The 15,552-nt window shown below is 61.4% G+C and carries 12 protein-coding genes and 1 pseudogene; 4 read left to right on the top strand and 9 right to left on the bottom strand.

Annotation, left to right across the window (positions count from 1 at the left end):
* Nucleotides 1-152: 152 nt before the first annotated feature.
* From ABIA70_RS10500 to ABIA70_RS10465, 8 genes are all read right to left on the bottom strand, one after another.
* Complete coding sequence (locus tag ABIA70_RS10500; protein WP_354147538.1) at nucleotides 153-656, bottom strand: single-stranded DNA-binding protein; 504 nt, start codon at nucleotides 654-656, stop codon at nucleotides 153-155.
* Between the two features lie 57 nt (nucleotides 657-713).
* A complete protein-coding gene (locus ABIA70_RS10495) occupies nucleotides 714-1,874 on the bottom strand; it encodes an ArdC-like ssDNA-binding domain-containing protein (protein WP_354147537.1) in 1,161 nt (386 codons plus the stop codon).
* A gap of 84 nt (nucleotides 1,875-1,958) precedes the next feature.
* Nucleotides 1,959-2,471 (bottom strand): hypothetical protein, encoded by a 513-nt coding sequence (locus ABIA70_RS10490; protein ID WP_354147536.1) that lies wholly within the window; start codon nucleotides 2,469-2,471, stop codon nucleotides 1,959-1,961.
* Entirely contained in the window at nucleotides 2,458-4,086 is a 1,629-nt protein-coding gene (locus ABIA70_RS10485; RefSeq protein ID WP_354147535.1) for a type IV secretory system conjugative DNA transfer family protein, read from the bottom strand. Before ABIA70_RS10485 ends, ABIA70_RS10490 begins: the two co-directional genes overlap by 14 nt.
* 191 nt (nucleotides 4,087-4,277) lie before the next feature.
* Nucleotides 4,278-5,492 carry a putative type IV secretion/conjugal transfer ATPase gene (locus ABIA70_RS10480; RefSeq protein ID WP_354147534.1) on the bottom strand — a complete coding sequence of 405 codons (1,215 nt, stop codon included), beginning with the start codon at nucleotides 5,490-5,492 and terminating at the stop codon, nucleotides 4,278-4,280.
* A 218-nt stretch (nucleotides 5,493-5,710) separates the two neighbouring features.
* Nucleotides 5,711-7,207, bottom strand: coding sequence for an SCO6880 family protein (locus tag ABIA70_RS10475; protein ID WP_354147533.1), 1,497 nt, complete (start codon nucleotides 7,205-7,207; stop codon nucleotides 5,711-5,713).
* Nucleotides 7,200-8,525 carry a type IV secretion system protein gene (locus ABIA70_RS10470; protein WP_354147532.1) on the bottom strand — a complete coding sequence of 442 codons (1,326 nt, stop codon included), beginning with the start codon at nucleotides 8,523-8,525 and terminating at the stop codon, nucleotides 7,200-7,202. Before ABIA70_RS10470 ends, ABIA70_RS10475 begins: the two co-directional genes overlap by 8 nt.
* 51 nt (nucleotides 8,526-8,576) lie before the next feature.
* Nucleotides 8,577-8,864 (bottom strand): hypothetical protein, encoded by a 288-nt coding sequence (locus ABIA70_RS10465; protein ID WP_056084497.1) that lies wholly within the window; start codon nucleotides 8,862-8,864, stop codon nucleotides 8,577-8,579.
* Nucleotides 8,865-9,274: 410 nt separating this feature from the next.
* Between ABIA70_RS10465 and ABIA70_RS10460 the strand changes: the two are divergent.
* From ABIA70_RS10460 to ABIA70_RS10445, 4 genes and pseudogenes are all read left to right on the top strand, one after another.
* Nucleotides 9,275-9,922 (top strand): annotated as a pseudogene (locus tag ABIA70_RS10460) (IS30 family transposase); the annotation flags it as partial.
* A 450-nt stretch (nucleotides 9,923-10,372) separates the two neighbouring features.
* Nucleotides 10,373-11,311, top strand: a complete 939-nt coding sequence (locus tag ABIA70_RS10455) for a HamA C-terminal domain-containing protein (protein WP_354147531.1) — start codon at nucleotides 10,373-10,375, stop codon at nucleotides 11,309-11,311.
* A complete protein-coding gene (locus ABIA70_RS10450; protein ID WP_354147530.1) occupies nucleotides 11,308-13,863 on the top strand; it encodes a DEAD/DEAH box helicase in 2,556 nt (851 codons plus the stop codon). Before ABIA70_RS10455 ends, ABIA70_RS10450 begins: the two co-directional genes overlap by 4 nt.
* A gap of 422 nt (nucleotides 13,864-14,285) precedes the next feature.
* The gene (locus tag ABIA70_RS10445) at nucleotides 14,286-14,984 is read left to right on the top strand and encodes a restriction endonuclease (RefSeq protein WP_354147529.1); all 699 of its coding nucleotides are present in this window, start codon (nucleotides 14,286-14,288) and stop codon (nucleotides 14,982-14,984) included.
* 63 nt (nucleotides 14,985-15,047) lie between these two features.
* Here ABIA70_RS10445 and ABIA70_RS10440 read toward each other — a convergent pair whose 3' ends face one another.
* The gene (locus tag ABIA70_RS10440; protein WP_354147528.1) at nucleotides 15,048-15,203 is read right to left on the bottom strand and encodes a hypothetical protein; all 156 of its coding nucleotides are present in this window, start codon (nucleotides 15,201-15,203) and stop codon (nucleotides 15,048-15,050) included.
* Nucleotides 15,204-15,552: the final 349 nt, after the last annotated feature.

The raw sequence follows: 15,552 nt of genomic DNA, 5'->3' as shown, positions 1-15,552 counted from the left end.
GCTGCCGATCCTGGTGCAGGTGAAGCCTGGACAATTCCGTCGACTGTCTTAGAGCGGCGGCCGAAAGCGTCTGAGCGTACATGCGGAGCGTAGACAAGGTGATGGCCTGGTCCCATTGAGGACCAGACCATCACACTTCCAGCAGCAGTCAGCTACATACTTATGTCAGCCCGCGCCGGCCCGCCTAAAGGGGGCACTGCCACGGGACCTTTCGTAGCGATGCTGTAAGCAGGTTGGGCCGCTTCAGGCGCCGCTTGCAGACCCGCGTCGACCGCAGCTTCCGGGCCGGCTGCCGCCCGCGGGGAGCGCTGGTAAGCGGCTGTCCCGAACCGAAGGTCAGGACCGATCGTTTCAGCAACAATCCGACGGGCTTCCCGTCGCTCACCATCCTTTTCGAACGCGCGGAACTCGAGTTCACCCGAAACCGTTACCGGGTCCCCTTTCTTGAGGGAGTTCGAAGCGTTCTCTGCGAGCGCCCGGAACGCGGAGACGTTGTGGAAGACCGGGTCTCCGTCGTGCCAGCTTCCGTCTGCTCCCTGAATCCGCTGGTTCACCGCTACGCGCAGTTTGGTATGCGCTACCCCGGACTCACCGTAGGTGAGCTCAGGGTCCGCGACGAGGTTTCCGGCAATGTTGACCGGAATCTTGGTACTCATATCTTCTGCCCTTTCTTTCGCAGACGGGTTTCTCCCGTCCAACACTTCGCGGCCGCCCTACGGGCCGGAAATCTCCAACCCTCGGGATGGTCCGCCGGGCTGCTGCAGAGCAACGTACGAGTCCTCGCCCTGGACCCGGGGCGAGACTTCAGCAGTGGGAACCTTCCCGCCAAAACCCGGCGGATTCGTGGATTCGAGGATGTCCTTGCTTACCGCCGTGACGCGGCCTAAAACTGACTTCGCAATATCCACCCGCGAGGCGGGTTGCTTCGCAGACGAGTTGTTCACAGCGGTTGAGTGCTCCGCTTCAATCACTGCATCAGCCCAGCCGGCCAGGTAGCTTGCAGACTGCGGACCCCGGTCGATGCCATGAGCCTTGAGGATCGTGTACGCCACAGACTCGGCCTCGACTTCGGCGAGGCCGCGGTGGTCCACACTGCTCCCGTACAGCTTTCCCACCTTGTCATCCGGCCCATGCAGCAAAACATGACCGAGCTCGTGCGCCAGGACGGCGACCCGCTCCTCCGCATTCAGCCAGCCCCCTACTTGAATCTGATGCTGCGCGAAGTCGGTGAAACCGCTCGTCAGCCCGAACTGCGCATCGGCGACCTCAATCGAGAAGCCATGCGTGCGGGCAACACGAGCCAGCGACTCCCATAGGTGCGGCGCGTCGATGGCCGGGGCATCACTCAGCCGGGGAACCAGCAGCGGAGCCCCCTGGGTCTGCGAAACGTCGAAGACTGCCTGTCCGCGCCAACCCGTGATGAGGGTTTTCTTCCCCTCGTCGATAGCACCCTTGGGAAGTTTGTCGCCCAGAGGAATGCGCTGGCGCGTACCGTCGGGCAGCAGCATCTGCTGCACACGGGCAGTCCGAGGAGCAATAACCCACAGGGCATGCTCGCCCCGAAGGACAGTGCGGCCGTGTCGTTCCCATTCCTTGTACCCTGCGACGAGCGTCGGCTCGTCCGTGCCCCGCTGCGCCATCTGCATCATGAGCAAGGCGACGTTGCCGCCGGAGTACCGCCACAAATTGGCTGAGGCGTCGAGCAGAACCTGCCAATGTGAAGGTGACTCGACCGCCTCCTCAAGGATCGAGTGCAGACCATCCATCAATGAGGCGATGCGCTCCTCGGGCGCCATACGGCGTGCGCCGACGCTGGCTTCCGGAGAGCTCTGGTCAGGCAAAATGGTAGATGGAACTTCAGGTGTAGCGGCCACGACAGCCACCCTTCATGCTTCTTGGACCGCAGCATCGCTGCGCAGACACCCGTTCATGGTTAAGCACCTCAAGAGCGACATGACTCAGAAGTTAGCAACCAATTGATGAGCAGCCTTCCGCCACTCAACAAAGTCAGGGTCATCACCAGAAAGGATTCGAAGTGCAGGCTCCTTGTGTGCCTGCAGCCCAACGCATCCGACAGTCCGGGTGTGCATCCGCAGGCGTTCGACGGCGTGCGGGAGCCTTTCGTGAAAGGCAAGAGGGCCGAAGCCCGGGTCATCTTGGGTGTAGGAGGCAAGCTCGGCGCGGTGAAGCGCATACAACTCGGCCACAATCTCGGGGTGTCGCCACCAGCAGTCGGGAATGACCGACGTCGTCAGCTGATAGGTCGCGACGAGCCATCTCACCCAGGCGAAAAGGGCACCCCAGACTTCCTGGGACTGCTCCGGTGTCATTTCCCGCCATCGGCGGGTCACGCTCTTGGAAGCCGTTGAAGCACCAAAAGCGGATCGAAACAACTGTGCGGTGATCTCGTCGTCCCCGAAGGAGCCAGCAGACGGAACGTCGAACTCCTCGGTCTCGTCATGGCTGCGCATCCGGCGCCCCTTTTGTCTTTTGCTGACGCTCCCTGTGCCCGTCGGCCAAGATGCGCTCCATCTCCGCCTTCAAGCGGCGCAGCTCCCCTGCGTCCTTACGCTTGTGCCACTCGAGCAGATCGAGCAGGATCGGTCGAGTCCGCCGCCCAAGCATGAGCGCGGTGCCAGCGGGCAGGCGCCGAATCTCGTCCAGAGCAATCACAGGACTTTCCCGTATCTGCTCCCCGTCCTGCCGGCCAGCGGAAGACCATGACCGCGTGGTGAGGGTGAGGCTCCTCTCCCCCAGCAACCCGGCGAGCGAACGCAGGTCCCGTTCGTCAGATCCGCCGCCAAAGATCACTTTGATGATCGCCGAGTCCCAGATGGTCGATGCCTCATCAATGGACCAGCCCGAGCGGGCCTGGGACAACGACTGCAAAACGACGAGCGTTGAGATCCCGATACCGCCGCCGTCGGACAGCGCCACAGGCAGCCCGGGCCATGGGGCCAGGTTGGCGATTTCGTCGAGGATCAAGGAAAGAGGTGGCTCCAGCCGTCCTCCTGGCGATACGAAGGCCATTTCCCGCGCTGCATTGTCGATGTCGTCAATCAGCGCGGACAAGTACGGCCCTGCGGCAGCGGCTCCAGCCCGAGTGCCAATCAGGTACAGGGTTCCCCGCTCCCGGATGAAGGCTTTCGGACTGAACTCTTCAGACGCATCCTGCGGATTCAGCGCGGCCAGCACCTTGGGCGAGGACAGAGGCGCCACCGCCGCCGAAACCCCAATCCACGAGTTCGACGTATTCCGCGGGTCGTCCTCCAGGATGCCCATCAGGTCGGCCTGCCAACCCAGCGCCGCGCCCGGCTGGCCCAGCACCTCGAGAGCTTCGCGCGCCAGTACCGGGCTGGAAGACCAGCGTCGGAAAGCCGTCACTCCCTCGCCAGACAGCGCCGCAGCGTGGAGCAGGCACTGAAGAACTATCAGCGAGCGCTTTTGCCAGGCAGCGTTCTCGCCCTTCATTTCGGTGTCCGCCGTGATAACTAGCGCCCGCCGGGTAGCAATGTCAGGGTCTTCGCACCCGCGTACCGGCGACCAGCGAAGCGACGACGGGATCCCCGACATACCCTGTGGGTCAAAGACGGTCACGGGTCGCCCACCGGAAGCCCGCGCCTTCATCGTCACAACGAGGTTGTCCGCACGCGTGGATGTTGTGACGACTGCCCCCGGCGCATCAAGAATGGCGTTGATGACGACGTACAAGCCCTTGCCGGATCGTGGCGCACCCTGAATCACCATCGACTCCTCCGTGGAGACATGAACGGTGACGCCCCGTGAGCGGCCCAGCGTCCACGACAGGTCCTGCACCGAAGGGTCTGCGAGTCCTGGACGCGTGAACTTCCCTCGTTTCCGCACGGCCCTCGCCCCAAAGTCGTGAAGAATCTCCGCACGGCGGGCAACGCCGTCGCGGTTCAGGATGTCTTGGCGCAGCCAACCCCCCGATTGCTTCCATCGACGCCAAAGAACCACCGCACCGACGGCGAGCGCAGCAACCAGCAGTAGAGCCGGGGCCAGAACCCACCAGACGCTGTCTGTGCCAAGCACACAATCAGCCCGGCGAACAATGATCCATTCCATTCTGTTGGCGATTAGTCCGACGGCGGCGGCAGGGTTGAAGGGCGACGGCGGCATGGTGCCGCACTGCAAAGAGCCAGCGACATGCGCTGCTGCCTGCACCACTGCGCAGAGACCTATGTAGGCTGCCGCGCTGACAAGGCCAGCGCTGACTAATGGATTGTCGCTTGCCGCCCGCGAGCTCATTGGCCGTCTCACAGCATCCTGTCGTCTGTCCCGAAAACAGCAAGCTCGTCAGTGGTCACTCGATTGGCAACGATGAAGGAGCGGTTGCCCACTTTCCAGAGCCCGACGCCCTTCGGAAGGTTCTCAACATGCTCGCACTCCGCTTCGGTCAGGCCGAGCGCTTCCTTGGTCAGGCGCATCGCGTCGTGCTTCTGCCGGTAAATGACCCTGGTGTCGGCCTCAGTCAGCAGGCCCAGTGCTTTCTGTCTGTGTCCACTCGTGCTGTCACCGATCTCGTTGAGGTCGGCGACCTTGTGCATGATGAGCAGGTTTGCGATCCCGTAGGTTCTGGCGAGCCGCCACTGCTCGCTCATCTTTGCCAACATGTACGGATCCGCGAGCATCCGCCACCCCTCGTCGTACACCACAAGCCGCTTACCGCCGTCGGGATTGGTGATCGCCGCTTCCAACCACGTGGCACCACAGGCCGCGGCCAGCGAGAGGGCCTGTTCAGATGCTCCGATCAGTGCTGACGTATCCATCACCATCATGGGTGCGTCAGCGTCGAAGGCCACAGTGGATGGAGCATCGAACATGCCTTCGAGATCACCGGATACGGTACGCCTCAGGGAGTGGCTCACGGCGGTTGCTCCGTCAGTTCCCACCAGGGCGGTCATCTCATTCGACGGTTTGAGGAGGTGGTCCAGCACCATGGGCAGGGTCGGGTTTGAATTCTCGGCCATGGTTTCCATAAGGGCGATGTCCAAGGCTGTGTGCTCCACGGGCCGAAGGGGCGTGCCCTGCCGCATGAGCGAGACCAAAGCCCCAAGGAGATAACGACGCCGCTGCCTCACCACCGCTTGCCATTGAGCCTCGGTAAGGGCATTGGAGCGGGGACCGGCGTCGAGGGGATTCACCCTTGCAGGGCGGCCCGGGCCGATGGAAATGACCTTGCCACCAACAGCCTCCGCTACTGCAACCCACTCGCCCTTGGGGTCTGACGCGACGGCTGCCTTTCGCCCTAGTGTGATTGACCGCGTCACGAGCGACTTGCCGCACATGGACTTGCCTGTGCCGACTGTCCCAATAACAACAATGGAAGGCCCGCTGATGATCCCCTTGTCGTAAAGGATCCACGGATCGTAGGAGAAGGCCCCGGATCCGAATACGTCGGTGCCGATGTAGGTTCCCTCGTGCCCCAGCCCCGACTCTGTAAGAAATGGGTAGGCGGCCGCGAACGTCATGGTTGATGCCCGGTGGGGCGCGGGCCGCAAGCGATGCGGACCCCGCAGGGAGTTTGGCTCGTTGCTCCCCCAGTCTCCGGCGAGGGGCAAGCCCTGGGGGTCGCGCCGCTTATCCCCTATCGATGCACTCGGCCACCCTTCAGCGGGCAGCGCCGGCCGCCGTCGTGCCTTCCGATTCTTTCCCGACGGTAGGTACTCGAAGCTTCTCACTGCCTGCTTCAACGCAGTCCCCTTCCAAGCGGCAGGCCGCCCGCGACAAACGCGGCCCATTGCTGTCCGTAGAGAAGCCGGAGCTCAACGAATGCTCCTGCGGCAGCGGACTCAAGTTCCTGGCGATGCCGTGCCAAGTCCTCCAGCGAGGTCGCCGTGACGGTGATGTAGGCAGCCGGGCGGACGTCACCATGGCCGGCGACAATCTCTTCCTCCCTTTGGATCACTTCTTCTTCCTCGGCCTTTTGCTCACGGGTGAGAGGCCTGTCGAAGCGGGCGTTGATGCGGCGGCGGGTTTCGTGCGCTTCCTGCGCGGAGCGGATGTCACGCAGGGCTTCAGCGGTAGGCACTGCCCGTATGACTTCCGTGAACGTGTGTCGGAATTCGCCCACGTAGATCAGCGGGTGCAGGAAGCCCGGAAAGACTTTCTGGCGCGGCCATTCAGCAATCCAGAAGGTTTGGTGGAACCCGGTGTCTGTCCGCAGGTAGGTCCAGTGTTCCTCAACGGCCATCGGGCCGTGGCGGTGGAGGGTATCCATCGCCTTACTTGCCGGTTCGTCCGACGGCGGTGCTGCCGCCGCCGGCGCTTTGGCGGCCGGTAAAGCAGCGGGATCGAATGCGGCACCGATGATGCTGAGCAGTCCGGGTTCACCAACCCACTCCTCTACCTTCACGCTGTGGGTACCGAGCGACGTTTTCATCGCGTCAACTTCCAGCCGCAGGACGCGTTCCAGGCCTGTCTGACCCCCGCCCGACTCCTTGATCCGCCGACGAGCCTTGCTTGTGTCCAGGACTACCGCGACCAGGAGTTCGTGGCTCATGGTCGACCCGGCTGCGCCCAACAAGTCCTCATACGCGCGTTGTCCCCACACCGCCTTCTCGCCAGCTTGTGGCGGCATGGCGTTGTCTTTGTAGAACTCCCAGAGCGCCGACGAAGGATAGGGCACCGTGTAATCCTGGACCGCGATCCTGGCCACACCTGGCCGCTGCGCCATGCCGGCTTGCACACGTGACCACGCTTGGACCGCCCAGGCTTTGTCGTCTGCATCCAGAAGTGCAAAGGATCTCGTGCTGCAGCGCAGCACCGCGATTGCTTCCCTGCCGTGGCGGTCGACCATGAAGCATTCACCGCCTGCCGTTGTTCGAATCTCCAGATTGCCGAGACCGCCCGGAAGAGCGAGCCGGCCAGCAAGTCGCGGGGCCGCGGGCTTTGCAAGGAACCGTGTTTGTCCTGCCGCTGCCCGGTAGAAGAACACAGCGAGCTGTTTCGCCCATGCGGGATAAGGAATGCGGGAATACTGGAGGAGCCCGAGCAGCATAAGCCCAAGCCAGAGGGGTCCGGAGGAAAAAAGGCCAACCGGCCCACTGCTCGCAGAAGCCACGATGGCAACTGCCCCTCCTCCTGCAACGATCAGCAGCTGGTACCACTTGAGGCCGAGGAAGAACCCGCGGCGCTCGTATCTCGGGAATTTGACGGCCTCAAGGGCACGCGCATCCTCAGACATGTGGGGTACCTCCGTTCGGAGGGTTGATTCTTGGTGGTTGGGGTTTCGGAGGCGGAACCCTCGAAGGGGCAGGTGCGCTTGCATTGGGATGCGCTCGCGATCCGGCGTCTCCGGGCGGGGTTTGCCGCGCAGGTGCTGGGGCAGTGCCGCTTGCGCTATGGGGTTCTGTGCGCACTAAGTCCTGCTGCGACCCCGGTGGGTGCACGCTGTTCGGCGCTCCGATCGATTGCCCGGTTCTCAGGGCCAACTGGCCTCCGTCACCCTTGGGTGAGGGCACCCCGGAGGGGACAGCGGGTGTCAACGCTTGTGTCGGGAAGATGCTACGGCTTGAGCTGATTGGCCGGGTCATGGCGGATCGATTTACTAGGCCCGCAAGCGTCAGGCGACCACCTGTCTGCCGACTGATCTGGCGAGCCGCAAGGCTGCTGCTCCGGGAGAGGACGTGGCCGCCACCGGCCGTTTGGGCTGCTGCCGCGAGTTCCCCGCCTGCGAAACTCACCAAGCGCAGGGCCATCAAAGGTGCGCCGCAGGCAAGTGCCATGCCCACCGTGCCGGCTGCCAATCCGGCAAAGGACTTGGACTCTGCAAAGAGCTTCACTGCAACGGCCAAGACCGTTCCGGCTAAGGGTTTCGCCAACACCAAAGCAATGACCACCTCGCACCAGCGGCGTGCCCAGGACTTTGTCTTGTCCCAGGGCAGCAGCATCAGGGCCACCGGCGCCACGGCTGCCAACACGACGAGTGCAAAGGAGCGGAAGATCATCGAGCACATCAGGATGAAGGCAAGGATCCACACGACAATAACTGCCATCACTGTAACGACGACGGCGCCGGCCGGGCCTCCTGTCATCCCAGGTGCCAGCGAGACCAGGTTCCATTCCCGACCGCTTCCTTCTGGTGCCCGTTCAAATCCGAAAAGCCTCATGAACACGAGGTATGGGTCCGAACCAATCGATTCGAGCAGCGCGGCTGAGGCTAAGTCACTCGCCCGCGTCAGTCGCCGGACGAGATACACGGCAGCCCCGACGAGTGGAATGGCGGCAGCGCCACCGACAATCGCGCGGCCGATCCGCCTTGGCTGCTGGCTGATCAGGCCCGACAGGACCTGGAGGATCATCACGACGACGAGCGGCGTCATCATGACGACGACCCACCAGCTCGTCAGCCCTTCAATGGAGAGCCACTGGGAGTCGTCCACGTCCGACACAGAAAAGGCGCCAGTAATGAAAGCCCAAAGCCAGGACGCCATGTTTTGGAGGATGTTGGCGAAGAGGGACGTGACTGCGCCCAGGGCGTTGTCGTTCGCTTGGGAGACCAAACCGCATCCGGGCGGCCACCATCCATTGAGGTCGCAATCAACAGGCATGAGCTAGAACCCAAGCGGGAAGGCCGTCTGCGACCAGAGGATGTAGCCGTTGATGCCGCCGAGAATGGCTGCCACCGGGCCGGTCCAAAGGAGGATCACGCCGCCGCCCGAGGCAAGGCGTGACGACTGGCTAAGCTTGCCGGCCAGCAGCATCGCGGCGCCGATGATAGCCACGATGGCAATGATGATGAAGGCGCCGACGAGGATGCCGCCACCGATCTGTTTAAGCGATTCCAGGAAGGGAAAGCTCGCGTTTGGGGTGATCCCAGGGTCCACCGCTGCGAAAAACATTGGTGCTCCGTCCGTTGTGTTCCATGGAGTGAGCAGATGAGCTCACGGGTTCATGGAAGCTGCGGAAGGAAGCGACATGACTCCCTGTCGGTGACGGTCGAAAAGTGAGCCATTATGACGGCTTGGCGTCTAGTGGTCGTTGCAACACCTGAGCTTTTAGGAGTTGCAACTGGCAGATATGAAACGACCACGAAAGTCACGGGGTGCCCCTCCAAAGAACGCTGCACGGGCTCACTATGATCAGCTGATGAAACAGGGAATGGGCAATTCCGAAGCGTGCCGAATCGTCGGAATCAGCCGTAGTTCCGGCACTCGATGGCGGCACGGCCACTCAGTTGTTCTGAAGTCCGGCGACGTCAAAAAGATCGCTCCTATCTCCCGTCTAAGACCAGCCGCGATTTCTGCCCGATTATCAAGCTCTCTATGGGCGTGGAAGCCTGGATTTGGCCGTGGACCCTGCAGTCTCGCTGCGCAGCGGTCGGACTGGCCGCCGGCCGCGCCGCCGAAAGGAGCACCGGACCAGGCGTTTCCCGGACATGGTGATGATCCGGGACAGGCCCGCGGAAGTCATCGGCAGACTAGTACCGGGGCATTGGGAGGGCGATCTAATAATTGGGAAGGGCGGCCGCTCGGCCATCGCCACACTGGTCGAACGGACCACTCGCTTCATCATCCTCGTGCACCTGGCAGGAAACCGTGGTGCTGAGAATCTGCGCGATCGGCTAGCTGATTCGATGAACCCGCTCCCGCCGCACCTGCGCCGTTCTTTGACCTGGGATCAGGGGACTGAAATGGCTTGCCACCAGAGTTTTACGCGGCAGACGCTGATTCCGGTCTATTTCTGTGATCCCGCGAGCCCCTGGCAGCGCGGCTCAAACGAGAACACTAATGGCCTGCTCCGGCAGTACTTCCCGAAAGGAACAGACCTCGGCGTCCACAGCCCCGAACACCTCACGAAGGTCGCCGCTGAACTCAACCGCAGACCACGCGAAATCCTGGGTTGGCAGAGTCCCGTAGAGCACCTGGCTAGACTGACTTCACCGGCGACCGAACCATAAATTGTTGCAACGACCGCTGAACTCCGCCCGGCCGCGAAATGGCTCACTTTTCGACCATCGCAGACACCTGGTGATCACACTCCAATAAGCGGCAGAGCACCCGACTCGCAATGACCCCAGTGATCGTTGAAAGAGGATACGAGAAAGAGCGACAGCATGGTTGCCCCGGCCTCTGCTGACTCCGGGATTAATGCCGCCACGCCGCCGGGCTTGTCTGCCTTCCAAATCGGCAACCGACCAGACGATTTCGCTACCTTCGCATACCAAGCGCAAGAGCTCGAGAACATCAACGCCCTACTCAAGACGCCGAGAAGCGCAAAATCCTTGACACAAAGAGCGCCGCAGCTTCAGACCATTAGTGACGGGTTGGCCTAGGGTAGTCTTCGCATGGGCAATCTGCCCGTACATGCCCAGTCATAGGCATAGCGCAGCGAGCACAGGGGGGGTGCGATGGTCGATGAAACAGCGGTAGTGGAGAAATTTCGGGAACTCGTTCGCGGAGAAGACGGTGCCCTGATCGGGCTTTTGCCGCCATTCGAGGAAAGTTTCCTGATTCCCGGGACCTCAACGCTCGTCCGCACGCACTTCGTAGCGCATGATGCCAACGGCAATCCGGCCGTGGAGCAGCTCGCGGGGGCGATGGCTGACGCAGCTGTCGACTTCTGCATACCTCGTACCAAAATTGACCGGGCTCTGGCCGAGTACGCGAGAACGAGATCGACGGCAGCCCTAGTTGGTCTCAATGAGCAAGCTCGAGACCTCTTCGTGAAGTCGGCAGGCTCCGGAGAAGGCGGTGAGCTACTCCTCTTCTTGTTGCTTGAGCGTGTGCTAGAGAGACCACAGCTGATCTCAAAGATGGCTCTCAAAACCAGCACCGAGATGCACGTTCACGGTTCCGACGGAATCCACGCAAACTTGGCAGATGACGGTGTCCTGGACATCTATTGGGGAGAATCCAAACTCTACAAGTCGAGTTCTGCTGCATTTAAAGATTGCTTTGAGAGCATCTCTCCGTATCTTCGCGCTGACGGTGTCCAGTCCAGAAAGCGTGACCTGCTTCTTGTTCGCGACCATCTGAACGTCGCCCAGATCGAATTGGCAGCGCACCTGTTGGAATACTTCGATGAGTCCAATCCGAAGACGCTGAAAGTGAGATGGAACGGAGTCTGCTTGGTCGGATTCGACCATGACAACTACCCAAATTTGGCGGCGCTCGATGACGCCCAGCATTTAGCACTCTCCACGGCCGTCGGCCGATGGCACGACACTGTCGGAAATAGGCTCAAAGAGTTCGAGATCGTCGGCGTGAACATCGATCTCTTCTGCATCCCGATGCCTGACGTCGCTGCACTCCGTAAACGAGTGCTGGAGCGGATGGGGGCTTTGTGAGCGACAACACCCGGCTTGAGGAAGTCGTCTTCGGTTCTCAGAAGTTCAGAGACGTGCTTGAGGCTGCCCGTAGGCTTACGATCCGGACAGAGTTTCCCTCGGTTGAGTGGGACGAGGACGTCCCGCCGATCGACTGGGGCTTCGCCCTGCTGTACGCCAGTGGGATAACATCCGCTCAATCAGAGCGCGCCCAGTCTGCAGTGCTCCGCATCGCCACCGCGTGCATGTTGTCAGCCGAGGCGGAAGACGTTCACAAGGCCGCCGCCGCAGTCCTACTCGAACGCAGTGGGAACCACATGGCCGTGGAACTTGCAGAGTCCCGGAACCGTGTTCCCGCAGACGGTTGGCTCAAGCTGCCCGGAGCCCTACGGATGGAGGTCGTTCGAAGCCGAATTGGCTACTCAGTGCGCCTGTCCGACGGACGAGTCCTGCCCGTGAACCCCTTCCAGGAAAAGTTCTGGGGCGCGGTCGAGAATAACGACTGGTTGAGCGTGTCCGCTCCGACATCTGCTGGAAAGTCGCGAATCATCCGGGAGCGCTTCTTAGAGGTCGCACGATCCGATGCCCCATTCACCCTCGTCTACCTTGTACCGACGCGAGCTCTAATCGAGGAAGTATCACGCGATTTGCGACAAGAAGTTCCTTCGGACGTTGGCGTCTTCACCATGCCGTGGGATCCGGACCTCGAAGAGTCCCACCGTACGATTCTCGTGGTCACGCAGGAGCGGCTCCACCTGGTGCTGGAGCTCATCCCATCCCTCGAGGTGGACCTCCTCTTCGTCGATGAAGCGCAGTCCCTCGCAGGCGATGCACGCGGGGTACTTCTTCAGCACGCCGTCGAGCGTACGGTTCGGCGCAGCCCAAGAGCACAGGTGTTGTTCGCAAGCCCGCTGAGCTCGAATCCTGAACTCTTGGTTGAAGACGCCCCCGCCCACCGCCGCTCAAGCTACTTCGTTTCCGAGACCGTGACCGTCAACCAGAATCTGGTGTGGGTCGAGCACGTTGCCCGTAAGCCTCAACGAAGAGCCGTGTCCCTCGTCTCGGACGGCAACCGCCATCGCCTCGGTGAGATCACGTTGGCGCAACGCGCTACCACCGTTCCAATGCGGATCGCTCTGGTGGCGCACTCCCTGGCGGGAAACACTGCCGGCAATGTGATCTACGTCAATGGCCCCAGCGAGGCGGAGAAAGTAGCGAAAGCAGTCTTCGAACAACTCCCGCCCATGGCCGAATCCGACACGGAGATCGACGATCTGCGTGACCTTATCAAGACGGCCGTTCATAGCAAGTACCTGCTCGCAGATGTCCTGGAGCGGCGCGTGGCCTTCCATTACGGGAACATGCCGCTCGTAGTACGATCGGAAATCGAGCGACTCTTCGGAGAGGGCAGGATTCACTACCTGATCTGCACTTCCACCCTTCTCGAAGGCGTCAATCTTCCGTGCCGGACAATCTTCATGCGGAACCCGAAAAAGGGAACCGGCAACCCGCTCCGTGAAGGGGATTTCTGGAACTTGGCCGGCCGGGCCGGCCGCTGGGGCAAGGAATTTGAGGGCAACGTCGTCTGCATTGACACGGACGACGAAAGTATCTGGCCCAACCTGCCGCTCGTGCGAAAGCGATCACCGATCGCTAGGGCGGTCAGCGCTGGCCTAGCTGATGCATCTGGCCTGCTTGCCTTTGTCCGCACCGTTGATGAAGTACACGACGACAGCGCAGCCGAAAGCCTCTTCGCGTACCTATGTTCACGGCATCTTGAGGGCCAGTCCACCGAGGTGCTCCTGTCGCGTGTACCGCTTGAGTCGGAAAGGAGCGAGATCGCGTCTGCCATCTCGCGTGTAGCAACTGAATCAACAGTTCCGCCGGAAGTCCTTACCCGGCACACCGGTATCGCATCGATCTCGATGGAGCGACTACTCGCGAGCTTCCGGGCGTCGGGAATGAGCCCTGTGGAACTGGAACTTCCCCTCCCCGAAGAACCCGACGCCCGGCCGCGGTTTCAAGAGGCGCTGGTACGAATCGGATCCACGATGACGAACGTCTTCGGTGCAACCCAGTCAGGGGAAGATCGCCGCAAATGGCAACTGGCGAATCTCGTCGTCAATTGGATGAAGGGCATGCCCCTTGCACGCCTAATCGAACAGCGAATCTCCACCAGCAAGACGGCGACGGTCGCCACGGCCATTCGTGAGGTCATGCGAGACATCGAGTCGATCGCACGATTTCACGCACCCAAGTATCTCGCTTGCTACGCAGATCTACTAGAGGTCTATGCTTCCGAGCTGGGTCTGGAGCCCAGCAAACGTCCAGACTACGCGATGATGCTCGAACTTGGAGTGTCCCGCGCCAGCGAAGTGGTACTCATGTCAATGGGTTTGTCGCGAACTGCGACTGTTGCTGTCTCGGATTACATAGGGGTCGACGAGTGGTCACGGCCTGAGGCTATCCAATGGCTTTCCAGCCAGAATTTCGACGGCCTCGGCGTGCCCATTCTGATCCAGCGTGAAATCAGCGACGTCCTCGAAGTAGCGATGCGCCGGGCGTCCTCGTAGCCGGCCGTGACTGGAACGGCAGATTCCAGTTCTACAATGTGGTCGCGACGCGCTTCTAGGAACGGCATATGCCAGGCGAGACCTGTACGGACGGGACCTGACGCGCAGGAACCAAGCAGGTGCGTCTAGGCTCCGCTCGCGGGCTATCCCCATTGAGCCAGCGAAAGCGAGGACGCGTGACCGCGGATGGAACAGAATCCTGAGGCTGGCCGGGAATCACCGGCACTCGCAGCCTTGGCCGGAGCGCCGCCGAGGGTGAGAGCGCCAAGAATGGAATGAAAGGTCAGTGCAGGTGGTTTGCCCCTCGACAGCCAGCAGCGACCGAGTTCAGCACTCCGGGCTTTACTGCAGATGCGAAAGCTCCGCCTACCTCGCGCGTGTTTCGACGGGTCTTTTTTACCCGGATCCGGCAAGATCAGCACATGACTTCTACTGACGATGAACACGAACTCGAGCCCGAAGATGGGCCAGCCTGGAAGCGGTACGAGAAAGACGTGAGGGAACTGCTGGACAGGATGGACGACTCGACAGTGACGCACAATGTGAAGCGCATTGGTGCACTGAGCAAGGTAGCCCGCCAGATTGATATTTTCGTCGAACGGCAGGTGATACAAACAACGGTCACAATCGCTGTGGAGTGCAAGCACTACGCTAAGCCGCTCGGTATCGGCATGATCGATGAGTTCGTAGGGAAGATCGAAGACCTTCAAGTCAGTCACGGCATTCTGTACGCACTGAACGGACTAACCGGAGGAGCGAGGGCCCGGGCCGACGGCGCGCATCCCAAGATCGACGTCAGAGACCTTGCCCCAAACTCGCCTCCTCCCCCGTCTTGGGACGAATACATCGCTGAGGTAATGAAGTTTGGGGACTGTGGCAATCCGAACTGCCCTGACGGCAATGTGGGCTGGGAGGAGTGGCCTCAGCCGGAATCCACCCCTGTCAGTGCAGGATGGTGCCCCATGTGCGGGATGTGGAGCGTCTCCTGCGAATGCGGTGAGATAACCTGCTTCGTCAGCTTCGAGGAGGAGTGCGTCGCCTGCGGACGGGTGTATGAGCAGGAACAGAGTCGAGACGGAGACGTCGAAGGCATCACCATCACTGCAGGACCAGTGGAGTAGTCATTTTGGAACGCAGGAGACCGTCGGCAGCCCGTGGCGCCGATCGTGGTCGTGCGGGGCTCGTTAGAACTCATTTCCGAACGCAAGTAAGTCATCTCGCAGACCATTTATGATCTCGACGTTGCGGAAAACGATGTCAGCCTCGTAGTTGAAGGCAACTCCAAGCCGCCCCACCCGCTCCATTACCTCGTCGTCGGTCAACTGTTCCAGCCACGCCACAACCTGCTGCCTATGTGGGAAACCGTCGGCCTGCTGATCAAGTCAGCCAGATCTATCCGCGCTGACACCGCCCGGAGACGCAGCTGATAGCGATCGACGGTGGTCTTCGTTGACCCCACGGACATCGCTCCACGCTCATCTTCATGAGCGACAGCGATCTCTTAGCGCGTCGGAAGCGCGGGTGCGGGCGGTTCCGTTCCCGTGACCAGGCGCGGCACGGCCTGCCTTCGGACCCAACGCGAGATCTCATCAAGCTCCTTTATCAGCACCGGCCACCGGTTCGTCCCCTGCCGGTTGATCCCGACGGTCGGGAACAAGCTGACAGGGACCTTGGTGCCGAGCGGGTCTC

The organism is Arthrobacter sp. 754, assembly GCF_040548695.1.
Classification (GTDB): domain Bacteria; phylum Actinomycetota; class Actinomycetes; order Actinomycetales; family Micrococcaceae; genus Arthrobacter.
This window is presented reverse-complemented; position numbering and strand designations above follow the sequence as displayed.